Here is a 21,217-nt window from a genome sequence, read left to right as displayed (position 1 = left end):
CTTTAGTCGGGAACCGCAGCGCCACTGTTCCCGACTAAAGTCGGTCCTACGCGGATCGCCGCCCGGTCGGTCCTACGGTCCTACGAATCAGCGACCCAGGTCGCTGATCAGTTGCGATCCAGCCACACGGTCTGGGCGTTGCAGAACTCGCGCACGCCAAAGTGCGACAGTTCACGGCCGAAACCGCTTTTCTTCACCCCGCCAAAGGTCACCCGTGGGTCGGAGGCGCTGTAGCCGTTGATGAATACGCCGCCGGTTTCCAGTTGCTCGGTCAATTGCTCGGCACGTGTTACATCCGCAGTGTAGATCGTCGCAGTCAAACCGAACTCGCTGTCGTTGGCCAGCTCCAGCGCGTGCTGGGCATCGCGGGCAGTGATGATCGACGCCACCGGGCCGAACAGTTCCTGGCGGAACGAGGTCATCGTGTCGGTGACATCGCCCAGCACCGTCGGGGTGTAGAAGTTGCCATTGCCTTCAGCCTTGGCGCCGCCCAGCAGCAGGGTCGCGCCTTCGCTGAGTGTGGCCTGCACTTGCTGGTCCAGCTCGTCACGCAGATCGAAGCGCGCCATCGGGCCGATATAGGTGGCGTCGCTCAGCGGGTCGCCAACCACCAGTTGCTGCGTGGCTTCGACAAAGCGCCGGGTAAATTCCGCGACCACACCTTGCTCGATGATCAAGCGCTTGGCCGCCGCGCACACCTGCCCGGTGTTCTGGTAACGGCCGATTACCGCCGCCTTTACCGCAGCGTCCAGGTCGGCATCGTTGAGCACGATGAACGGGTCGGAGCCGCCCAGTTCCAGAACGCATTTTTTCAGTGCGGCACCGGCCTGCGAGCCGATGGCGATACCGGCGCGCACGCTGCCGGTCAGGGTCACGGCGGCGATGCGCGGGTCGGCAATGGCCTTGGACACGCCGTCCGGGGTGACGTTGATCACCTCGAATACACCGTCAGCGAAGCCGGCTTCCTGCAAGGCGTCACGCAGCAGATAGGCGCAGCCCATGATGTTCGGCGCATGCTTGAGCACATAGGTATTGCCGGCCAGCAAGGTCGGCACCGCGCCGCGCAGTACCTGCCAGAACGGGAAGTTCCACGGCATCACCGCCAGCACCGGACCCAGCGGGCGGTATTCGATCCGCGCCTTGCCGCCGGGCACCAGCGTCGGTTCCGGGGCGAGCATGGCCGGGCCGAATTCGGCGTACCACTCGCACAATTGCGCGCACTTCTCGATCTCGCCACGCGCCTGGGTCGCAGGCTTGCCCATTTCCAGGGTCGCCATGCGCGCCATCTCGTCGGCCTTGTTGCGCAGCACCCTGGCCAGCGCCTGGATCAGCTCGACCCGTTGCGCCAGCGGTTTGCGTTTCCATACGGCAAAACCTGCCGCCGCCCGCGACAGCGCAGCGTCCAGTGCTGCGTCGGTTTCATAGGGATAAACACCGATCTGCTCGCCGTTGGCCGGGTTGATCGATAGAGCGTGGGTCTGGCTGGAAACGCTGGTCATGGCCGCCTCTGCATCGTGTCATGAGTGAAAGTGCGATCAGGTTAGGGCCATGCTAGAGTCTTGAAAACTGAATAATAATGACTAACTCGTTCACGTTTGGAGAATGATGTGGATCTGGTCCAACTGGAAATCTTTAAGGCCGTTGCCGAACACGGCAGCATCAGCGCTGCCGCCCAACACATTCATCGGGTGCCCTCCAACCTCACCACGCGCATCAAGCAGCTTGAGGAGGATTTGGGCGTCGAGCTGTTCATTCGCGAAAAACACCGCCTGCGCCTGTCACCGGCAGGCTGGAATTTTCTCGATTACACCCGGCGTATCCTCGATCTGGTCGACGAGGCGCGCATGGCCGTGGCCGGCGATGAACCGCGTGGCCCGCTGGCGCTCGGTTCGCTCGAAAGCACCGCAGCGGTGCGTATTCCAGCCTTGCTGGCCGGCTATAACCAGGCGTATCCCAAGGTCGAGCTGGCACTCTCGACCGGCTCGTCGGGCACCATGATCGACGGCGTGCTGGCCGGGCACCTGGCGGCGGCGTTCGTCGATGGTCCGGTGCTGCACCCGGCGCTGGAAGGGGTGGCGGTGTTCGAGGAAGAAATGGTCGTGATCGCGCCGCTCAACCACGCACCGATCGACACCGGCAGCGACGTCAACGGCGAGCACATCTACGCCTTTCGCGCCAATTGCTCGTACCGTCACCACTTTGAAAGCTGGTTCAGCCACAACGCCGCCGTGCCGGGCAAGATTTCCGAAATGGAGTCCTACCACGGCATGCTCGCCTGCGTCAGCGCCGGCGCGGGTCTGGCCCTGATGCCGCGCAGCATGCTCGAAAGCATGCCCGGTTGCAGCACCGTCAGTGTCTGGCCGCTGTCCGAGCAGTTTCGTTATTTGCAGACCTGGCTGGTGTGGCGCAAGGGCACGGTTTCACGCAGCCTGGCCAGCTTTATCGAGAGGCTGGAACAGCGCGTATAGGAGGCAGCAATTGTCTTTGCCCATGCCGGCCTCTTCGCGAGCAGAGCTCCCTCCTACAGATCGGCGCTGGCCTTGTAGGAGGCAGCTCTGCTGGCGAAGACTGACTACAAGCCACTACATGTCTCAAACAAACCGCCCATACCGCCCGTTTGAATACAGCAACGGCTCGCGGTCCGAGTACCAGCAATGCTCCACCCGGCCGATCACCACCAGGTGCGAGCCGACGTGCGACAGTTCGGTCACCGTGCAGTCGAACCCTGCGCTGCTGGCGTCCAGTGCCGGGTTGCCGCTGGGCAGGCGTTGCCAGGCATGCCGGACAAAGCGCTCCTCGGGCGGCAGGCCGCCGGAAAAATCGTTGGACAGCTGCACGGCTTCGGCTTGCAGCACATTGACGCAAAAGCGCCTGTGCTCAAGCAGATGGCGATAAATGCTCGCACCACTGTTCACCGCGATCAGCACGGTGGGCGGGTCGGCGGTTACCGAGCTGAACGCGGTGGCGGTCAGCCCGAAGTCACCCTCGGCGCCGCCACAGGTGATGATATTCACCGAGGCCGCCGTATTGCGCATGGCCAGCTTGAACGCTGCCGCGTCCAGCACCGGCGCTAAGGGGTGTTCGACAACAAGAACAGTCATGAAAGACTCACGCAGTAGTTTTTAGAAGTGGCCTAGCGAAGGGCCAGGCGCTGGGCGCGCAGCGTCTCGGCGATGCGCTCGCGGCCATGCAGTGCATCGATACTTTTCAGACGATTGAGCACCTGCTCGCTCCACGGTGGCGTGTTCTGCCCCTGTTCGCGGCTAAACGCACCGGCCACCGCCTCATAGGCAGCAATTCGTGCCGGCTCCTCGGCGGCCACCTGATAATGCTCGCGGTGCAGCACCACGCTTTGCGGCAGGCGCGGCTTGATTGCCGCCGGGCGCTCGGGGTCGGCGTAGCCCACGCACAGGCCAAACACCGGAAACACCAGCGGCGGCAGTTGCAGCACATCGATCACCGCTTGCAGGTTATTGCGCAGCGCGCCGATGTACACCGTGCCCAGGCCCAGCGCTTCAGCGGCGACCACCGCATTCTGCGCTGCCAGTGCGGCATCAAGGCTGCTGACCAGCAGGCTGTCGAGCAACGCCGGCACTTCCAGTTCAATACCTTGTTGATCGGCGATGCGCTGGGCGCGCGAGAAGTCCGCCAGCCAGACCAGAAACAGCGGCGCCTGGCGAATGTGTTCCTGGTCGTTGGACAGCGTCGCGAGATGCGCCTTGTGCGCCGGGTCTTCGATGGCCAGCAGGCTCCAGGCTTGCAGGTTGGACGAGGTGGACGCCGATTGCGCCGCAGCCAGCAAGGTTTCCAGTGTGCCTTCGGGCAGCGGTGTGCTCAGGTACTGGCGCACGCTGCGGTGGCCGAGCAGGTGGTCGATGATCGGGTTGTCGACAGCCTGCGCGGTAACGTCAGGGTCGCGATAGCGTTGTTGCCAGAGGGTGTGTGTCGTTACAGGCATGGGCTGCTCCATTGCAGAGTGATATCAGGTGACGATCTTAGAAGCCGACTTCAAGACGCGTGTAGTAATAACCGCCGTACTGCCCGAACGGGCTGTTGGAGGCGTACAGCTGGGCACCGCTCGAGTCGACGACCGTGCTCTTGTCCGGGTAGACGTTGAACAGGTTATTGGCACCCAGTGCCAGGGTGACCCGTGGGGTGATCGCATAGGCGATGTCCAGGTCGGTCAGCCATTTGGCGCTGTAGTGCTGATCGGTCGCCGGGTTGGTCGCACTGGTGATCAGGTCATGACTGCCATAGCGGGTCAGGCGCAGGTTGATGTCCCAGGCGTCGACTTTCCAGTTGCCGCCCAGGATCAGCTTGGTCCTGGGGTTGTAGTCGGTGATATAGCCTTGGGCGACACGGTTGAACAAGGTCAGGTTGAGGGTGTTCAACTGTGCCGGGGTGTCCTTGATGTTAGTGATCTCGGTCTCGTCCCAGTTGGCGGCGGCGTTCCAGCGCACGCTGCCCCAGGCCCCGAGGTCTTGCAGGTAATTGCCGATGATGTCGACACCGGTGGTTTTGGTGTCGATGGCATTGGCGTAGTACGACACCGACTGGCTGGCCGAGAAACCGTTGGCCTGGAGGATCTGGCCGACGCCGGTACCGGACAGGTAGCCGGTCTGGGCAATGCGGTCCTTGAGCTCGATGCGGTAAGCGTCGATCGACACGCTGGTGCGTTCGTCCGGGGTGAAATTCAGGCCCAGGCTGTAGTTGGTGGATTTTTCCGGGGTCAGCGCTTCGGCCCCCAAGGCCGCGCCGAGGGCCGAGTCCGGGCGCACCAGCCGCGTGGTGGTCAGGCCGGGACCGATACTGGCGTTGTAGCCTTTGGACGAACTGGCAAAACCGCTCTGGGCCAGCGACGGCGCCCGGAAACCGTTGCTCACGGTGGCGCGCAGGTTAAGGCTGTCGGTCAGCGAATAGCGGGTCGAGAGCTTGCCGTTGGTGGTCTCGCCCGCGCTGTCGTCATACTTTTCGGCGCGGCCTGCCACCCCGACGAACCAGCGGTCGGTGAGGTCCAGGCCAAAGTCCAGGTAGCCGGCATAACTGTTGCGCTCAAGATCGGCGGCGTCTTCCGGCAAAATAGTCACCGCGCCTTGTGCCCCGATCGCGCCCAGTTGCCCGACCAGAGGGCCGGAAGTGTAGCGATAGCCGCCGTCGGCATACGCCAGCGGGTCGTGGGCGATGGTCTGGTAACGCTCGTGACGGTGTTCCAGGCCCCCCGACACCTGTAGCGGGTTGCCTGGACCAAGGTCGAAGGCGCGGGTCAGGTCGAGGTTGTTGGTCCACTGGCCGAACTCGGCCGAATAGGTATTGAACGCCGTCGGGCTGGTTGGTCCCAGCGATGGGTTGACGGTGTCGACCTGACGAAAGTCGGTGCGGTCATGGCCGTAAGTAGTGCTCACGTCCCAGTGCCAGTCATGCCAGTTTTCGCCGCGCAGCCCCGTCGCCACCTGATAGTCGTTTTCCTTCAGGGTCATGCTCGGTTGCATGATGCCGCCGTTGTAGATTTCCGCGATGTAGCTGGTGGAGTTGGGCAGGCGGAAGCTTTGCCCGACTTCGGCCTCGCGGTGGCCGTAGGTGCTGAACGAGTACAGCGTCACGTCTTCACTCAGCGGCAACTCGGCGTTGTAGGCCAGATTGAGCGCCTCGATCTTCGGCAGGCCACCCCGGTTCACACGTTTATCGACGGTGGTTTCGCGGGCGTCGCCCGGAAAATAAAAGCTGCCAGTGGCCTCGCCGTTACGCAGCGACCAGTTCTGCTTCTTGGCGTCCAGCGACAGGTTAAGAAAGCCGTCGTTGGGCAATGCCAGGCCTTTGTTGAGGCTTTGGGTATAGGTGTCGCCGTCGTTGTCGCCCTTCCAGCGGTAGCGCTGGCCAAGGGTAGTGATCGCTTTGCCGCCGTTGTCGGCCTGCTTGAGGATGATGTTGATCACCCCGGCAATCGCGTCGGAGCCGTACTGGGCTGCTGCGCCGTCGCGCAGCACCTCGATATGGTCGATGGCGCTGACCGGGATCAGGTCCAGATCCACCGGGTTGGCTCCCGAGGCCTGACTGGCCGGGTTGTTGTTGGCCGTCGCGGTGTTGTGCCGGCGCTTGCCGTTGACCAGCACCAGCACGTGGGCCAGGCTCAAGCCGCGCAACTGCGCCGGGCGCTGCACGCTGCTGCCGGACTGATTGTTGGAGGTATTGACCTGAAACGAAGGCAGGATCTGGGTCAACGCATCGCGCAGGTTGCTGTTGGCACCGCCAATGCGCTCCAGTTGCGCGCTGTCGATGACATCCACCGGCGCCGGGCTATCGGCAACGCTACGCTGGTCACCGCGGTTGCCGAGGCTGACCACCGTACCCAGCACTGCATCATCGGCACTGGCGTAAGCGCTGGCCAGCGCCAGGGTGAGCAGAGAAAAACGAAAAAGCGGGTTGTTCATGAATCTTCCTGACAGCAGGCTGGGCACATCGCCGTGGCGCAGCGTCAGTGCAAAAAAGGTGGGAAGAGCGGCAACTCAACGAAATATTCAGCACCGCTCGGGTTGCATCACGCCGGTACAGCTTCTTCGACCTGGCGGGTTACGTGCCGATTCACCGGCACGTCCAGCCCCAGATGCCCGCGCAGGGTCGTGTGCTCATAGTCCTCGCGGAACAGGCCGCGCTCGCGCAGGATCGGCAGCACTTGCTCGGTGAAGCGGGCAAAGTCGCTGGGCGTGCCGACATGGATATTGAAGCCGTCCACCGCGCCTTCGTTGAACCAGCGTTCGATTTCGTTGGCCACGGTCAGTGGCGAGCCGACAAAGCTCGAATACGGCTGGCCAAAACGCAGTGCAGCCTGGCGCACGCTCAGTTGTTGCTCGCGGGCGACCTTCTTGATGCGCTCGGCGTGGCCGCGATAACCGTTGCTGCCCAGATCGCCCAGCTCCGGGAACGGTGCATCGAGGTCGTACTGGCTGAAATCGTGGTAGTTGAACGGCCGGCCCAGTTGCACCAGTGCCTTGTTCAAGTCCAGCGTGCCCTTGCGCTGCAACTGAATGGCCTGGGCTTCTTCGTCGGTGTCGGCAATGATCGGGTCAATGCCGGGGAACAGCTTTACCTGCTCAGGATTACGCCCGGCCTCGGCCGCACGGCGCTTGATGTCGGCGTAGTACTCGCGGGCATCGTCGAAGTTGTCGACACCGGCAAAGATACCCTCGGCAATCGACGCGGCCAGACCGCGACCGGATTCGGAGACGCCGGCCTGGAAGATCACCGGCTGGCCTTGTGGCGAGCGCGAGATGTTCAACGGCCCGGTGACCGAGAAGAACTCGCCTTGGTGATCAAGGCGGTGTTGCTTGCTGGTGTCGAGAAAGCGTTTGTTGGCGCGGTCACGCGGGAAGGCGTCGTCTTCATAGGAATCCCACAGCCCTTGCACCACCGCAACGTGCTCATGCGCGCGGCGATAGCGCTCGCCGTGATCGATGTGTTGCTCAAGACCGAAGTTACCGGCGGCGCCTTCAAGGCCGGTGGTGACCACATTCCAGCCCGCACGACCGCGGCTGATCTGGTCCAGCGAGCCGAACTGGCGGGCCACGTTGAAAGGTTCGGTGTACGAGGTGGTCAGCGTGGCGACCAGGCCGATTTTGTCGGTGGCCCCGGCCAATGCCGAGAGCAGGGTCAATGGCTCCAGACGGTTGAGAAAGTGCGGCGCCGAATCGGGCGTGATATACGGGCTGTCGACGATGAACACAAAGTCGAACTTCGCCGCTTCCGCTGCGCGCGCCTGTTGTTTGTACCAGTCGATATCGATACTGGCATCGCCGGGGATTTCAGGGTTCAGCCATTCATGCTGGCTGGTGCCGACACCGGTAAGAATGGCGCCGAGGTGCAGTTTACGTTGAGTCATGAGGGGCAATCCTTTAGGGCTGTGTACGTAGGAGCGGCCGGGCGACCAATGCGCGAATGCGTGGCAGCAAATCCTGGCCGTATTCGGTGGCGTCGCGCAGTTGCTCGAAGCCGCGGAACAGGAAGGTGCTGATACCGGCGTTGTAGTAATCCAGCGCCGATTCGGCGACCTGATCGGCGGTACCCACCAGCGAGGTCGAGTTACCGGCGGCGCCGGTCAGTGCGGCGATTTCAGTCCACAGGCGCTTGTCGTGCACCTTGCGCTGGCTGGCCAGTTCCACCAACCGTGCGGAGCCTGCGTTGTTGATGCCGACCTTGTCGCGGCGCTTGCCCTGACGCAGGCTGATCAGGTGGCGGGCGTCTTCCAGAATGCGCTCGGCGCGGGCCCAGGCTTCGGCCTCGGTGCCGCCCAGAATCGGCCGCAACGACAGGCTGAAACGAATGTGCTTTTCACGGCCGTATCTGGCAGCGGCCTTGCGCACTTTGGCGATGCGCTCGCGCACTTGCTCCAGCGGCTCGCCCCACATCATGTACACATCGGCGTGTTTGGCGGCGACTTCGACCGCAGCCTCCGAAGCGCCGGAGAAGTAGATAGGCACGTGCGGCTTTTGTACCGGCTTTACCTGCGTCAGGTTGTCTTCGACGCGGTAATGCTCGCCGTGGTGATTGAACGGCTCGGTGCTGGTCCAGGTCTTGCGGAAAATATCCAGGTACTCGTCGGTGCGTGCGTAGCGGGCGTCCTTGTCGATGAAATCGCCATCGCGTTGCAGGTCGCCGCTGTCGCCACCGGTAATCACGTTGATCGAAGCGCGGCCGTTGCTCAGGTGATCAAGGGTCGCAAACTGCCGTGCGGCAAAGGTCGGTGCCTGAAAGCCCGGACGGTGGGCGACCAGCAGGCCGAGCTTTTCGGTGAAGGCGGCGGCATAGCTGGCCAGAATCATCGAGTCGGCGGAGCTGGTGCTGACCGCCAGCAGGGCCTTGTCGAAACCGCCGTATTCCTGGGCTTGCGCGAGTGCCTTGACGAACGCCACGTCGACCACCGGGCCACGAGGTGCCTGTGATTCGCTGCCTTCCTGAGGGCCGATCAGGCCGATGAATTCGAGACTCATTGCGAGGGAAACTCCTGTTGATTCATGGGGGCGCCATCCTCATGGGGGCGGCGTCTGGGCGCACGGCAAAGCATGAGTCGATACTAGGGTGGGTGGTTTTTACATGCAAATAACGTATAAAAATATGGTTATATTATTTTAAAAGGTTATTTTTTGGCTTGCGCAGGCCCAGGTGCTCGCGCAACGTGGTGCCTTGGTACTCGGTGCGAAACAGCCCGCGGCGTTGCAGTTCCGGCACCACCTGTTCGAGAAACCGCTCCGCGCCGCCAGGCATGTACGGCGCCATGACCACGAAGCCGTCGGCCGCGCCTTGTTCCAGCCAGGCCTGCATCTGGTCGGCGATGGTGGTCGGCGAGCCGATCATTTTCGCGAAGGCCAGGCTTGAGGCGTACCAGCGGCCCAGTTGCTCCAGGCTCCAGCCGGCTTCGATGGCGTTGCCGATCACCCCATCGAAACGGCCCTTGCTGCCGCGAATGTGCTCGCGGATGTCCGGTACCGGGGCTTTGGGATCGTGTTGCGACAGGTCGTAGTTCATGCTCGCCGACATGAACGCCAGCCCGGTGAGCGGCAGAATCAGCTCGTCCAGTTGCTCGGCCAGCGCCTGCGCTTGTTCGTCGGTGTCGGCCACGATCGGGTACAGGCCCGGCAGCACCTTGACGTCATCGGGGCTGCGGCCGGCATCCACCACTTGCTGCTTGAAGGTGCGATAGAAGGCCTGGCCTTTTTCCAGGGTCGACTGCACTGGAAAGATCACCTCGGCATTTTTCGCCGCCAGCGACTGAAAGGCCGGCGAGACACCGGCCTGGATCAGCACCGGATGGCCCTGCGGCGGGCGCGGCAGGCTCAGCGGGCCGCGCACCTTGAAGGCTTCGCCGTGGTGGTCGAGGTAGTGCAGTTTGCTGGCATCGGTGTAACGCCCGCTGGCCTTGTCGGCGACAATCGCGTCGTCTTCCCAGCTGTCCCACAGGCCGCGCACCACATCGAGAAACTCGGCGGCGCGGGCATAGCGCTCGGCATGCCCCAGGTGCTGGTCCAGGCCGAAATTGCGTGCCTCGCCGTCGTTGACCGAGGTCACCGCGTTCCATGCCGTACGGCCGCCGCTGAAGTGGTCGATGGTCGCGAACTGGCGGGCCACGTGGTACGGCTGGTGATAAGTGGTCGAAATGGTCGCACCGAGGCCGATGCGCGTGGTCAGCACGCTGAGCGCCGAGAGCAGCGCCAACGGTTCCGGTGAGCCGTTGGGACGCCAGGTCACGGCGGCGTCGAAAGAGCCACCGTGAATGTCGTCCAGCGCCAGTTTGTCGGCCACGAACAGCAGGTCGAGCCTGGCCGCCTCGGCCTTTTCGGCGAGCTTCTGGTAGCCACGAATGTCCAGCGGGTTGACCGTCTGAGCCTGCGGCAAGCGCCAGCCGGCCAGGTGCGTGCCGGCATGGCTGGCGAACAGCGCCAGGTGCAATTGCTTGCTCATTCGGCTACGCCTTTGCGCACGCGGTGCGGAATGTCGTCGTCGGCGATCAGCACCCGTTCCATGGCGCGCTCGAAATCGCCGTAGTTGTAGACCGGGTAGTGCAGCAGGGCGCGGTTGTCCCAGAACGCCACGGTGCCCGGCGTCCACTTGAAGCGCACGTGGTACTCGGGGTTGCTGAACTCCTTGAGCAGTTCGGCGACCAGCGCGCGGCTGTCTTCGACCGACCAGCCGATGAACTGCGGCGACATCGAAAAGTTGATGAACAGTGCGTCTTCGCCGGTTTCGGGATGGGTGCGCACCAGCGGGTGGGCGAGGATCGGGTAGTGGTAGCCGACCTTGTCCAGCGATGGCTTGAAGTTATGGGTGACGAACAGATTATCGATGCGCGCCTTGAGCTCATCGGACAGGCCGCGATACACCAGGCCGCTGTCGGCCCACACCGTGTCGCCGCCCAGCTCCGGCAACGAAATGGCGCGCAACACTGCACCCCAGGTCGGTTTCAGCAGCCAGCTGGTGTCGGTGTGCCAACGGCCCTTGGGCGCATTGCCGTAGGCTTCGCGGGCTTCCCTGGCCAGAATCAGGTGCGCCTGCGGCTTGTTGCTGTCCTGCTTCTGGGTGGTGGGGTGCTCGTACAATTCACCGAACTGCGCGGCGAAGGCGATCTGCTGTTCGCTGGTGATGTGCTGGTCGCGGAAGAACACCACCTTGTGCTTGAGGATCAGCGCATGAATCTCATCGCGCTGCTGAGTGCTCAGCGGACGGCTCAGGTCGACGCCGCTGATTTCTGCACCAACGGTGGGTTCCAGCACTTTGACGCTGAGGGATTGGGTGATCGAGACAACGTTTTCTGCGGGCATGGTGTGGTTTTCCTGTTGTTGTGCTGGAGCGGCGAGACGCTGATCTCCGTAGGAGCGGCTTTAGCCGCGAACGGCATCAGCCAAAGTTGTCACCAGTCATACGAAACCCGGGCGTAATAGAACGCGCCGTTCAAACCGTACGGGCTGAAGTTGCCGTAGGCGTCGGGGTTGTTGATTTCGCTGGGGTTGGCGCTGCCCAGCCCGGTCAGCGACGGGGTCGGGTTCTGTTTGTCGGGGCGGATGCCGAACAGGTTGTTGGAGCCCACCGACAGCGACAGGTTGTCGGTCAGCAGGTAGGTCACGTCCAGATCCGTAATCCACTTGGCGCCGAACTGCTGGTCGGCCGCAGCTGTGGTGCCGGCTTCGGTGTACTTGCCGTAGCGGGTAGCGCGCAGGTCGGTGATGAAGTCGCCCAGCCGCCAGTTGCCGCCCAGCACCAGCTTGTCGCGCGGGGTGCCCTTGGTGAGGTCGGTCTGCGCCTGGTGGCCGAAGATCACATAGTCGTTGCCCAGCAGGCTGTTGACCGTGCCGTTGCGCTGGATGTCCTGAATCGTGGTGCGGTTGTAGCTGTACAGCGCCGACCAGCGCACCTGGCCAAAACGCCCGTAGTCCTTGTTCAGTTCACTGACCAGATCGATACCGTCGGTGCGGGTGTCGACGCCGTTCATGTTGTACTGCGCCGAGTACAAATCGTTGATGCCGAGCGAGGCGAGGGTGTCGCGCACCCGGGTCGAGGTGCCGGTGTCGCGGATGATCTCGCTCTTGACGATGCGGTCCTTGATCTCGATGCGGTAGGCGTCCAGGGTGATGCGTGCGTCCCTGGTCGGCTCCCACGACAAACCGACGCTGAAGTTGGTGGATTTCTCCGGCTCCAGGTCCTGCGCGCCCAAGGCCTGGGCGGCCACGCTGCTGGGCGGCAGATAGCGCGCCAGCAAGGACTCTGTGGTGCCGTCGGCCAGGCGTACTGCGGTGTTCTGGGTCACCGAGAAGGTCTGCTGGGCCAGCGACGGCGCGCGGAAACCGGTGTTGAACGTACCGCGCAAGGCCAGCCCCGGCGCCAGTTCATAACGGGTCGAGAGCTTGCCGCTGGCGGTGTTGCCCGAACTGTCGTCGTAGTGCTCGAAGCGAAACGCCGCGCTGGTGTACAGGCGCTCGGTCAGATTGGCACCCGCGTCGAAATAGAACGCATAGCTGTCGCGATCCAGCGCTCCGGCATCGGCCACCGAGGTGCCGGTGAACGACTGCAAGCCGGCGGTCGGCCGTTGCCCGGCGCGTGGGTGGCCGGCAGGGTAGACATAACCGCCGTCACGATACGAGTCCGGTTCGCCAGCGGTCTGCACGTACTTTTCCCAGCGGTGTTCGATGCCGGTCGAGAACTGCAATGGCTTGGCCAGGCCGACATCGAAGGCGCGGGTGAAATCGAGGTTGCTGGTCCACTGCTCGAACTCCAGCGCGCCCAGGTAGAACGAGGTCTTGCTGGTCGGGCCAATCGAGGAGTTGAGGGTGTTCTGCGCGCCCAGGCGTACATCGTCCTTGCCGTAGGTGGTGCTCAGGTCGGCGTCCCAGCCGGCGACCTCGCCCTTGCCGCCGAAGGCCACCTGAAAGTCCTGCTCGTCGATCAACCGCTGGGCATGAAAGCCATCGGGGTAGATTTGCGGAATCGACGACACGCTGGTGGCGCGGTAGCTGCCGCGTGTATCGACGATGTTGCGGTCGCTGTAGGTCGAAAACGAGTAGAGCGTCAGGTTGTCGTGGATCGGCAGCTCGGCGTTGTATGAGAAGTTGTAGGCCTCGTCGCGGTTGGAGCGCCCGTAGCCTTTTTCCAGCAGGCGGTCGACCGAGCCTTCACGCGGGTCGGGCTGCGCCCCGGCGGTGCCGAACGGTACCGATTGGCCATTGACCACCGGGTAGTACCACGGGCCTTGTGCATCGCCTGCGGTGTACGACGGTCCTTGCAGGCGAATGTCCAGCGAGGTGTTGAAAAAGCCGCCATTTTCGCCGAGGGCAAAACCGCCATTGAGCGTGGTCTGGTTGAGGTCGCCGGGCTTGTCTTCCTGCTGGCCGGTGGTGACGCTGGCGCTGCCGCCACTGTCCTGACGCTTGAGAATAATGTTCAGCACGCCTGCGATGGCGTCGGAGCCGTATTGCGCCGAGGCGCCGTCGCGCAGCAGCTCGATGCGCTCGATGGCCGAGGTCGGAATCAGGTCCAGGTCCACCGGCACGCTGCCGCTGGCGATGCGTGCAAAGTTGTTATAGACGGCGGTGTTGTGCCGGCGCTTGCCGTTGACCAGCACCAGCAGGTGATCGCCGGACAGGCCGCGAATCGACACCGGCCGCACCGACGACGAGGTACCGCCGCCGGCCTGCGCCGGGGCGCTGAACGACGGCACGATGCTGCCCAGCGCTTCACGCAGGCTGGCCTTGCCGGTCTTGCGAATCTGATCGCCGCTGATGATGTCGATGGGCGAGGGGCTTTCGGCCACGGTCAGGGTATTGCCGCGCGCGCCGGTCGAGATCACCGACACCGTGCTCAACACCGTGTCCGATTGTGCGGCGTGCACCGCGCTGGCCAGGCCGCACAGCAGCAAGCCGCAAACCGCAGGCGAGCGCGGGCCTGACTGCATGCCAATGAATGCATTCATGGAGCATTTCCTTATGAGGGGCGCCACAGTTCCCGGGTCAAGCGGATTGCCGTTTGCCCGGTCTTGTCACCTGATGCCGAGCAGTCAAGGGGTGACGCGAACCTGTGTGGTCGCGACCTGCGTGGACAGGCCACGAACACTGTTGAAGCTTGGGTCAAACCCCTGGGAGACATTCACCGGGCGGCTGAGAATGCCTTCTTCGCGGTAGATGTCGGCGGTCACTTGCAGGTTGGCGATGACCGCATCGGTAATCGCCACCTTCTGGAAGTCGGTCGCCTCGGCGCTGGCCAGATGCACCTCGACCGGCAGGCCAGTGACCCTGACCTGAGCCTGCGCATACTCTTTGGGGTGCGTGTTGACCCACGCCCAGGCACGGTCCAGGCGCTGCACGAAGTCATCGAGCTGCACGCGTTTTTCAGTGATCGCCTTACTGGTGGCGGCGGTGTACAGGTGGTTGGTCAGCAGGTCGTCGCCCTTGCGCAAGATGCGTGCGCCGTTCTGGGTGATGGCGATGGTGGTGTACGGGTCCCAGGTCGACCAGGCATCGGCGTTGCCACTTTCCAGCGCGCTGCGCGCGTCGGTGGGCAGCAGGTTGACGAAGGTCACGTCGCTGCTTTTCAGGCCCACATCACGCAGCGCCTTGATCACCAGATAGTGACCGATCGAGCCCCGGTTAGTGACGATGCGCTTGCCCTTGAGGTCGGTCACGGTTTTCAGCGGCGAGTCCTTGGGCACCAGGATCGAGGTCGAGAAACGTCCGTCGGCGTGGGTGATGCTGACCACCTTGAGCGGCGCACCGGCGCCCAGCGCAAACACATACGGTGCATCCCCCAGCCCGCCAACATCCACGGCCCCGGCATTCAGGGCTTCGCCCAAGGGCGCGGCGGCGGCGAACTCGGAAAACTCGATTTTGTAAGGCACATCTTTCAGCTCGCCGGCCGCTTCAAGCAGCAGCTTGTAGGAAGATTTCTGGTTGGCGACTTTCAGTGGGGCAAGATCAGCGGCCTGTGCGCTGAAGGCCAGCGTGCCGGCAATCAGGGTGGCTAACAGGGAACGTAGCAGCATGTGGAACTCTCCTGGGTCTGGGCTCGAAGGCCTGGACGCGTCGTGGAAAACGTCCTCCACCAGGAAAGGGGTCGGGTCTGAAACAGACCTTATCTCTATAAGAAATGGCTGTGAAAGTCTTTTTAGCTCTAAGCTAATTATGAAAAATTGTTATTTATATGATCGTTGCACATTAATTTGTTGTATTTAAAGGGGGGCGCAAGGCTAGGCTTCAAGCCGCAACCAAGGCCAGCGTGCCTGATAGCTTTGGGCTTTGCGCTCGAACAGTTCTTGTTCGGGGTTAAGCGGGTTGAGGCGCAAAATGCCTTGCTCCACATCGCTCAGGCCATAAGGGGCATAGACCTCACCGGATTCCAGCTCCAGCCCGATGCAGGTGCCGGCGATCAGGTAGCGGTCGATGCCGTCGCGGGTCGATTGAAGCTGCGGGTAAGGACGGCCGAAGTGCTCGCCGTACCAGAGGTGTACGCGCGCCTGATTGCGGATTTCGATCTCGGCGTTCAGGTCCTTGAACAGGTATTTGGCGGCCTGGATCACGGCGTCTTCGGCCTCCCATGACAGGTCGGTGTCGAAGTAAAAGACGTCGTAATCCTTGATCCCCCAGCCCGGGGGCTGCTGCGCCTGCTGGTTCCAGACAGCTTGAAACAGGCAACCCGCGACCAAGGCGCACTGGTTCAGCCCCAGCGCCGGCAGGCGCTGAATGAGCTCGACGTTGATCGGGTCGGTGCGGGCGATGTCGAGCAGTTGTCGGGAGTTCAAGGCCATGATCATGTCCGTATGCAAAAGCCGCCACCTTGAACCGGATTCAGCGTGGCGGCAACTCACACACAAACGAATCGCTGCTGTTCAGCTCGCCTGTGCCGCGATAGCGGGCTTCTTGCGGATAGGGGCATAACGGGCGGCTGCGCTCGGGAAACGCGCTGCCGGTGGCGATCAACTGTTGCGGTGCCTGCTGCCGGTCTTGCCAGTCTTGCAGGGCTTGCAACGGGTCGAAGTTATCCAGCCCCGGGCCATCGCCGCAGTGGGTCATGCCCGGCACGATGAACAGGCGCGCCCATTCGCCCAGTGGCTGCGTGTCGCCGTTGTCGTGGCTCAGGCGGTCCCAGTAACGGCGTAAATCGTTGGCCGAGAACACCGGGTCGCTGTTGCCCTGGATCACGATCAGCTTGCCGCCGTTGGCAATGAAGCTCGACAACTGGGTGCCGGTCGGATCGTTGATCGCGCCGGTTTCGGCCACCGCCTCAGCGGCCTGGTCGAAGTCGACCTCGGCCAGCGTCAGCGTAGGGTTGGGCGGGGTCATGAAGTAATACCCCAGCGATTTCGGTGTCAGCGTGGCGTTGCGTGCGTTGGCCTGGGCGGTTGGCGAGGTGCCCAGTTTCCAGGCGCGCCAGCCATCGCTGGCAATCCCGGCGTCCCACGGCCAGTCGCTGTACAGGCTGCGGCCCTGGCTGTCATGCGCGCCTTCGAACACGCGGCGCAAGGCCTGGACCTTGGTGCTGGACAGGCATTCGCCCTGGCTGCCGGCCGGGCATTGCAGTTCGCTGGGGTCGAAGCGGCACTGGCTCATGGCGTCGATGCTGCCGTCCCTGGCGCCATCGAGGGCGTCGCAGCGGTCGAGCACTTTGCGTGCAACCAGGGCTTGCTCGTCGGGCGTCAGGGCCTGGGCCAGAATCGGCTCACCATTGGCCGTGCGCGGTGCGGCGGCCTCCAGCGCCCGGGTGTCCCAGGCCTGCGCCACGGCCGCACGCGACAAGCGCAGGCCAGGGTTGCCGGCGATGATGCCGTCGAACTCGGTCGGGAAGCGCTGCGCCGCCATCAGTGCCGCCCGCCCGCCGTTGGAGCAGCCCATGAACACGCTGTGCTGCGGGCCGCGCCCGTAATGCGCGTTGATCAATTGCTTGGCCTGGCGCGTCACCTGGCCAATCGCGGCGTAGGCGTAGTCAAGCCGGGCTTGCTGGTCGAGACCAAAGCTGGCATCGCTGCTGTCCTTGCCGGCATGCCCCGAATCGGTGGCGACCACCGCATAGCCACGGTTGAGGGCGGGCAGGGCGGTGGCGCCGCGAAACGGAATCGCCCCCAGTGCCTGATTGACCACGCCGTCCATGCCGCCGCCGCCCTGAAACAGAAAATGGCCATTCCAGTCTTGTGGCATACGCAGCTCGAAGCCAATGGCGTAGTCCTGGCCATCGGCGCCTTTGCGCGGATTGATCACCCCTGTCACCAGGCAATGCGCGGGCATCGCGGCCTTGGACAAGGCCTGGCCGGTCAGTGCGGCGCGGCCGGGGTTGGCCTTGGGAATTTCGCCGGCCGGGACGACGGTGGTGTTGAGCAGACGCACTTGCGGGTCGAGGCTTTGCAGCCCGGTGCAGGCATCCGTGGCGGCCTGTGCGCCCGTGGCCAGGCCGAGAAGGGGCAGGCTTGAGAAGATAAGACGGGTAACCAGTGTCATTCAGCATTCCCTTTGCTTGTTGTGATGAGTGGGGAAGTCGAGCTATAAAGTTAATAGTGTTAACTAAAAGTTCGGTCAAGCGCTTTCTGCAAAACATCCCCACAACAACAAGGAACCTTACCCATGCGTCATGCCATTGCCTTGTCTTTCGCCCTGCTGGCTGCCCACGCTCAAGCGGCCGAAAGCCCGCCGCCGCGCACCGAGCTGGTCTATGAAGCGATTGTCGATATCGCACCCTCGGTCAGCCTCGGCCAGGGTCCGCTGGGCGAGCGGCGCATGGTGCCGATCACCGGGGGGGAATTCCACGGTGCCGGGTTGGCGGGCAAGGTATTGGCCGGCGGCGCCGATCGGCAACTGATCCGCAGCGACGGCGTGCGTCAGCTCGATGCGGTGTACGAGATGCAGACCGACGACGGCGTGATTCTCAGCGTGCGCAATCAGGTGCTGGTACGCGGCGAAGGCGCCAACCGCTACGCCTTCTCGCAGATCACCATCGATGCGCCGCAAGGGCGCTATGAGTGGCTGAATCAGTCGCTGTTCATCGGCACCCTGACCAGCCTGAAACCTGAACGCAATGCGGTATCGATCAAGGCCTGGCGGGTTTACTGACAGGAATCAGTCGTCGCGGGTCAGCACTTCCAGCAGTTCGATCTCGAACGTCAGGTCCGAATGCGGTGGAATGCTGCCGACCTGACGCTCGCCATAACCCAGTGCCGCCGGCACGTGCAGTTTGCGCTTGCCGCCGACGCGCATGCCCATCAGGCCCTGGTCCCAACCTTTAATCACGCGACCGGTGCCGATCACGCACTGGAACGGTTTGCCGCGCCCGGCCGAAGAATCGAACACCGTGCCGTCGTCCAGCCAGCCGGTGTAATGGGTGGTGATCAAGGCGCCCTTGACCACGGCCTTGCCGTCGCCTTCGTGCAGGTCGGTGATGTGCAGGGTATCGGTCATGGACGTGCTCGCGTAGGGAATGAAGGGCGGGCTTTTTCGCAGGAAATGCGCGTGGATGCAAGTCTGCTTGCTGCCAGGTCAAATGCCGTTATGCAAGGTGCCCCAGTGGCACCGGCGTATTGGCCTTGACCTCACGAATAACCACGGCCGAGCGAATTTCGCTGACGCCGGGCAATTTGAAGATCACTTTGTGCAAAAACTCGTCGTAGTGGGCGATGTCGGTGGTCAGCACTTTCATGATGTAGTCGGCCTGACCGGTGGTGCTGTTGCATTCGATGATTGCCGGGCAGTTGCGCACCGCCTCTTCGAACGCTTCAACCACGTTTTCGACATGCTTGGACAGGTTGACCTCGGCCAGTACGCAGTTGCCCAGACCGACCTGCTGGCGGTCGACGATGGCGGTGTAGCGTTTGATGTAGCCGTCCTGTTCCAGGCTTTTGAGGCGCTTCCAGGTCGGCGTCGATGACAGGCCGATGCGCTCGGACAAGTCTTGCACCGAGAGGCGGGCGTCGGCTTGCAGGGCATCGAGAATGCGGATGCTGTAGGTATCGAGGCGATCTTTCTTCATTTGTTTTTATTCGGAGAATGAGCGTTCTCGATTCTCGCCAAAGGTCGAAAAAATAGGAAGCACATTCTCCGTCGCCGTCCATAGGATTTGGGTAAAGGAAACGCGCCGTTTGGCGACGTACCGCTCAACCGCAAGGACAACAATAAAATGACGGTGATCCAACGCACACCCGCGCAACCTACGTTAGCCAGCCCGCATGAGGTGCCTGTCGACTGGCGTCGGGCGGCTTTTCTGATGAGGGTCTCGCGCCAGCTCGACGCGCTGGAAGAAGGCACGCTGGTGCCACAGAAAAAGGTGCTGTACCAGTTTTCCGCGCGCGGTCACGACATGGCGCAGATCCTGCTGGGCCTGCACCTGAACGACCCGCATGACGCCGCCTGCGGCTATTACCGCTCGCGTCCGCTGTTGCTGGCGCTGGGTGTCGATCTGGCCGATGCGCTGGGCTCGTCGATGGCACGGGCCGGCGGTTATTCGGACGGTCGTGACATCGGTGTGGTGTTCAACTACCCCAACCCCGGTGGTGTCGCCGCGCTGCCGATGTGCGGCGGGGTGGGCGCGCAATACACGCCGACCGCCGGCTGGGCACAGGCGCTGGAGTATCGCGCCAAAGTGATGGATCAGGCCGAGTGCTCGCGGGCGATCAGCGTGGTACTGGGCGGCGACGGTTCGGTGGCCACCAACGGTTTCTGGTCGGCGCTGACCATCGCCACCACGCAAAAACTGCCCATGCTGTTCTACATCGAAGACAACGGCTTTGGCATTTCCGTGCCCTCGACCCTGCAAACCCCCGGTGCCGACATCGCCAAGAACCTCGCCAGCTTTCAGGGCCTGGAAGTGATTTCCGGCGATGGCTGCGACCCCGAACACAGCGCCGCCTTGATTGCCCGCGCGGTGAACCATGTGCGCGATCGCCATGGGCCGTGCCTGTTGCGCCTGACTGTACCGCGCCTGCAAGGCCACAGCTTTCAGGACACTCAAGCGTACAAGTCCGCTGAACTGGTCGATGCCGAATGGGCCCGCGATCCACTGCCAAAGCTGCATGACTTTCTGGTGCCTGCACGGCTCAGTGAAGCGCAATGGCAGCAATTGCAGGAGGACGCCGCGCACGTGGTGCAACAGGCTTGCGAGCACGCCGAAGCGCGCCCGGTCAGCGATCCGCAACGGGTCACCGATAATGTGTTTTTCGAAGGCGAGCTGCAACAGCGGGGCGGGCAATGGACCGATGGTTATCAGGCGCCGGCACAACACCTTGAACCCGAACCGCAAGGCCCGCGGCTGAACATGGTCGCGGCGATCCGACGCACCCTCGACCATGAACTGGCCATCAACCCGCGCGTGGTGGTGTTTGGTGAAGACGTCGGCCCCAAGGGCGGCGTGCATGCGGTGACGCTGGGGCTGCAAGATAAATATGGCAGTGATCGAGTGTTCGATACCAGCCTGTCGGAGGAAGGGATTATCGGCCGCGCAGTGGGCATGGCGCTGGCCGGGCTGATGCCGGTGCCGGAGATTCAGTTTCGCAAATACGCGGATCCTGCCATGGAGCAGATCAACGACTGCGGCACCATGCGCTGGCGCACCAATAACCGCTTTGCCGCGCCGATGGTGGTGCGCATTCCGGGTGGTTTCTTCAAATGCGGCGACCCTTGGCATAGCCAGACCAACGAGGTGCAGTTCGTGCATTCGCCGGGCTGGAAAGTCGCCGTACCGTCCAATGCCGAAGACGCCGTGGGCCTGTTGCGCTCTGCATTGCGCGGCAACGATCCGGTGATCTTTTTCGAGCACCGGGCGATGCTCGACGCCGCCAGTGCGCGGCGCAGTTACCCCGGTGACGACTATGTGCTGCCGTTCGGCAAGGCGCGTCTGGTCACGCGCGGCAACGACCTGACCGTGGTGACCTGGGGTGCGATGGTCGAGCGTTGCGAACAGGCGGCTGAAGGCCGTTCGGTCGAGGTGATCGACCTGCGCACGCTGATGCCCTGGGACCGTGAAGCGGTGCTGGCCTCGGTATCGCGCACCCATCGCTGCCTGGTGGTGCATGAGGATTTGGGCACGGCAGGCTTTGGCGCCGAGATCCTTGCGGTGGTCGCAGAGCTTGCATTCATGGAACTGGATGCGCCGGTGGCGCGCCTGACCATGCCGGACATCCCCAGCCCTCATCACCCGTTGCTGATGGAGCACGCATTGCCATCGGTGGAAAAAATCCGCGCGAAAATCGACCAGATGCTGGGGTTCTGAA

The 21,217-nt window shown here is 63.0% G+C and carries 17 protein-coding genes; 3 read left to right on the top strand and 14 right to left on the bottom strand.

Translation table 11 applies throughout. The annotated features are described in order from the left end of the window. Positions 1 to 107 precede the first annotated feature (107 nt). The gene (locus ACYP2A_RS09560) at positions 108 to 1,499 is read right to left on the bottom strand and encodes an aldehyde dehydrogenase family protein (protein ID WP_459744682.1); all 1,392 of its coding nucleotides are present in this window, start codon (positions 1,497 to 1,499) and stop codon (positions 108 to 110) included. 108 nt (positions 1,500 to 1,607) lie between these two features. Here ACYP2A_RS09560 and ptrR point away from each other — a divergent pair, with 108 nt between their 5' ends. Next, a complete protein-coding gene (gene ptrR / locus ACYP2A_RS09555) occupies positions 1,608 to 2,468 on the top strand; it encodes a putrescine utilization regulator PtrR (protein WP_459744680.1) in 861 nt (286 codons plus the stop codon). Positions 2,469 to 2,591: 123 nt separating this feature from the next. Here the strand turns inward: ptrR and ACYP2A_RS09550 are convergent, their stop codons facing one another. The 11 genes from ACYP2A_RS09550 to ACYP2A_RS09500 form a co-directional block, all read right to left on the bottom strand. Further along, entirely contained in the window at positions 2,592 to 3,101 is a 510-nt protein-coding gene (locus tag ACYP2A_RS09550) for a flavin reductase family protein (protein WP_459744679.1), read from the bottom strand. A gap of 32 nt (positions 3,102 to 3,133) precedes the next feature. Then, entirely contained in the window at positions 3,134 to 3,958 is an 825-nt protein-coding gene (locus tag ACYP2A_RS09545; protein WP_459744678.1) for an NADPH-dependent oxidoreductase, read from the bottom strand. Positions 3,959 to 3,995: 37 nt separating this feature from the next. Next, positions 3,996 to 6,428, bottom strand: a complete 2,433-nt coding sequence (locus ACYP2A_RS09540; protein WP_459744677.1) for a TonB-dependent receptor plug domain-containing protein — start codon at positions 6,426 to 6,428, stop codon at positions 3,996 to 3,998. A 107-nt stretch (positions 6,429 to 6,535) separates the two neighbouring features. Then, positions 6,536 to 7,873, bottom strand: a complete 1,338-nt coding sequence (locus ACYP2A_RS09535; protein WP_459744676.1) for an LLM class flavin-dependent oxidoreductase — start codon at positions 7,871 to 7,873, stop codon at positions 6,536 to 6,538. A gap of 13 nt (positions 7,874 to 7,886) precedes the next feature. After that, complete coding sequence (locus ACYP2A_RS09530; RefSeq protein ID WP_459744675.1) at positions 7,887 to 8,981, bottom strand: LLM class flavin-dependent oxidoreductase; 1,095 nt, start codon at positions 8,979 to 8,981, stop codon at positions 7,887 to 7,889. A 133-nt stretch (positions 8,982 to 9,114) separates the two neighbouring features. Beyond that, positions 9,115 to 10,449, bottom strand: a complete 1,335-nt coding sequence (locus ACYP2A_RS09525) for an LLM class flavin-dependent oxidoreductase (protein WP_459744673.1) — start codon at positions 10,447 to 10,449, stop codon at positions 9,115 to 9,117. Continuing rightward, the gene (locus ACYP2A_RS09520; RefSeq protein WP_459744672.1) at positions 10,446 to 11,306 is read right to left on the bottom strand and encodes a TauD/TfdA dioxygenase family protein; all 861 of its coding nucleotides are present in this window, start codon (positions 11,304 to 11,306) and stop codon (positions 10,446 to 10,448) included. Before ACYP2A_RS09520 ends, ACYP2A_RS09525 begins: the two co-directional genes overlap by 4 nt. Before the next feature lie 89 nt (positions 11,307 to 11,395). Then, a complete protein-coding gene (locus ACYP2A_RS09515) occupies positions 11,396 to 13,948 on the bottom strand; it encodes a TonB-dependent receptor plug domain-containing protein (protein ID WP_459744671.1) in 2,553 nt (850 codons plus the stop codon). 84 nt (positions 13,949 to 14,032) lie between these two features. After that, a complete protein-coding gene (locus tag ACYP2A_RS09510) occupies positions 14,033 to 15,013 on the bottom strand; it encodes an ABC transporter substrate-binding protein (RefSeq protein WP_459744670.1) in 981 nt (326 codons plus the stop codon). 204 nt (positions 15,014 to 15,217) lie between these two features. Next, positions 15,218 to 15,775 carry a nucleotidyltransferase family protein gene (locus ACYP2A_RS09505; RefSeq protein WP_459744668.1) on the bottom strand — a complete coding sequence of 186 codons (558 nt, stop codon included), beginning with the start codon at positions 15,773 to 15,775 and terminating at the stop codon, positions 15,218 to 15,220. 40 nt (positions 15,776 to 15,815) lie between these two features. Beyond that, on the bottom strand, positions 15,816 to 17,459 hold the full coding sequence (locus tag ACYP2A_RS09500; protein WP_459744667.1) for a tannase/feruloyl esterase family alpha/beta hydrolase: 1,644 nt from the start codon (positions 17,457 to 17,459) through the stop codon (positions 15,816 to 15,818). Positions 17,460 to 17,582: 123 nt separating this feature from the next. Here ACYP2A_RS09500 and ACYP2A_RS09495 point away from each other — a divergent pair, with 123 nt between their 5' ends. Next, complete coding sequence (locus ACYP2A_RS09495) at positions 17,583 to 18,068, top strand: DUF3237 domain-containing protein (protein ID WP_459744666.1); 486 nt, start codon at positions 17,583 to 17,585, stop codon at positions 18,066 to 18,068. 6 nt (positions 18,069 to 18,074) lie between these two features. Here ACYP2A_RS09495 and ACYP2A_RS09490 read toward each other — a convergent pair whose 3' ends face one another. Then, positions 18,075 to 18,413 (bottom strand): FKBP-type peptidyl-prolyl cis-trans isomerase, encoded by a 339-nt coding sequence (locus ACYP2A_RS09490; protein WP_459744664.1) that lies wholly within the window; start codon positions 18,411 to 18,413, stop codon positions 18,075 to 18,077. 88 nt (positions 18,414 to 18,501) lie between these two features. Further along, the gene (locus ACYP2A_RS09485; protein WP_459744662.1) at positions 18,502 to 18,981 is read right to left on the bottom strand and encodes an Lrp/AsnC family transcriptional regulator; all 480 of its coding nucleotides are present in this window, start codon (positions 18,979 to 18,981) and stop codon (positions 18,502 to 18,504) included. Positions 18,982 to 19,128: 147 nt separating this feature from the next. Here ACYP2A_RS09485 and ACYP2A_RS09480 point away from each other — a divergent pair, with 147 nt between their 5' ends. After that, on the top strand, positions 19,129 to 21,216 hold the full coding sequence (locus tag ACYP2A_RS09480) for an alpha-ketoacid dehydrogenase subunit alpha/beta (protein ID WP_459744661.1): 2,088 nt from the start codon (positions 19,129 to 19,131) through the stop codon (positions 21,214 to 21,216). Position 21,217: the final 1 nt, after the last annotated feature.

This window comes from Pseudomonas sp. 3A(2025), from assembly GCF_054589175.1.
Note: the sequence above shows the minus strand (reverse complement) of the source record. Positions and strands in the feature narration are given on the sequence as shown.

What these genes read in the sequence shown, in the direction of transcription:
- ACYP2A_RS09560 (WP_459744682.1), bottom strand. Translation starts at nt 1,499, where the DNA reads ATGACCAGCGTTTCCAGCCAGACCCACGCTCTATCGATCAACCCGGCC.
- ACYP2A_RS09550 (WP_459744679.1), bottom strand. Translation starts at nt 3,101, where the DNA reads ATGACTGTTCTTGTTGTCGAACACCCCTTAGCGCCGGTGCTGGACGCG.
- ACYP2A_RS09545 (WP_459744678.1), bottom strand. Translation starts at nt 3,958, where the DNA reads ATGCCTGTAACGACACACACCCTCTGGCAACAACGCTATCGCGACCCT.
- ACYP2A_RS09540 (WP_459744677.1), bottom strand. Translation starts at nt 6,428, where the DNA reads ATGAACAACCCGCTTTTTCGTTTTTCTCTGCTCACCCTGGCGCTGGCC.
- ACYP2A_RS09535 (WP_459744676.1), bottom strand. Translation starts at nt 7,873, where the DNA reads ATGACTCAACGTAAACTGCACCTCGGCGCCATTCTTACCGGTGTCGGC.
- ACYP2A_RS09530 (WP_459744675.1), bottom strand. Translation starts at nt 8,981, where the DNA reads ATGAGTCTCGAATTCATCGGCCTGATCGGCCCTCAGGAAGGCAGCGAA.
- ACYP2A_RS09525 (WP_459744673.1), bottom strand. Translation starts at nt 10,449, where the DNA reads ATGAGCAAGCAATTGCACCTGGCGCTGTTCGCCAGCCATGCCGGCACG.
- ACYP2A_RS09520 (WP_459744672.1), bottom strand. Translation starts at nt 11,306, where the DNA reads ATGCCCGCAGAAAACGTTGTCTCGATCACCCAATCCCTCAGCGTCAAA.
- ACYP2A_RS09515 (WP_459744671.1), bottom strand. Translation starts at nt 13,948, where the DNA reads ATGAATGCATTCATTGGCATGCAGTCAGGCCCGCGCTCGCCTGCGGTT.
- ACYP2A_RS09510 (WP_459744670.1), bottom strand. Translation starts at nt 15,013, where the DNA reads ATGCTGCTACGTTCCCTGTTAGCCACCCTGATTGCCGGCACGCTGGCC.
- ACYP2A_RS09505 (WP_459744668.1), bottom strand. Translation starts at nt 15,775, where the DNA reads ATGGCCTTGAACTCCCGACAACTGCTCGACATCGCCCGCACCGACCCG.
- ACYP2A_RS09500 (WP_459744667.1), bottom strand. Translation starts at nt 17,459, where the DNA reads ATGACACTGGTTACCCGTCTTATCTTCTCAAGCCTGCCCCTTCTCGGC.
- ACYP2A_RS09495 (WP_459744666.1), top strand. Translation starts at nt 17,583, where the DNA reads ATGCGTCATGCCATTGCCTTGTCTTTCGCCCTGCTGGCTGCCCACGCT.
- ACYP2A_RS09490 (WP_459744664.1), bottom strand. Translation starts at nt 18,413, where the DNA reads ATGACCGATACCCTGCACATCACCGACCTGCACGAAGGCGACGGCAAG.
- ACYP2A_RS09485 (WP_459744662.1), bottom strand. Translation starts at nt 18,981, where the DNA reads ATGAAGAAAGATCGCCTCGATACCTACAGCATCCGCATTCTCGATGCC.
- ACYP2A_RS09480 (WP_459744661.1), top strand. Translation starts at nt 19,129, where the DNA reads ATGACGGTGATCCAACGCACACCCGCGCAACCTACGTTAGCCAGCCCG.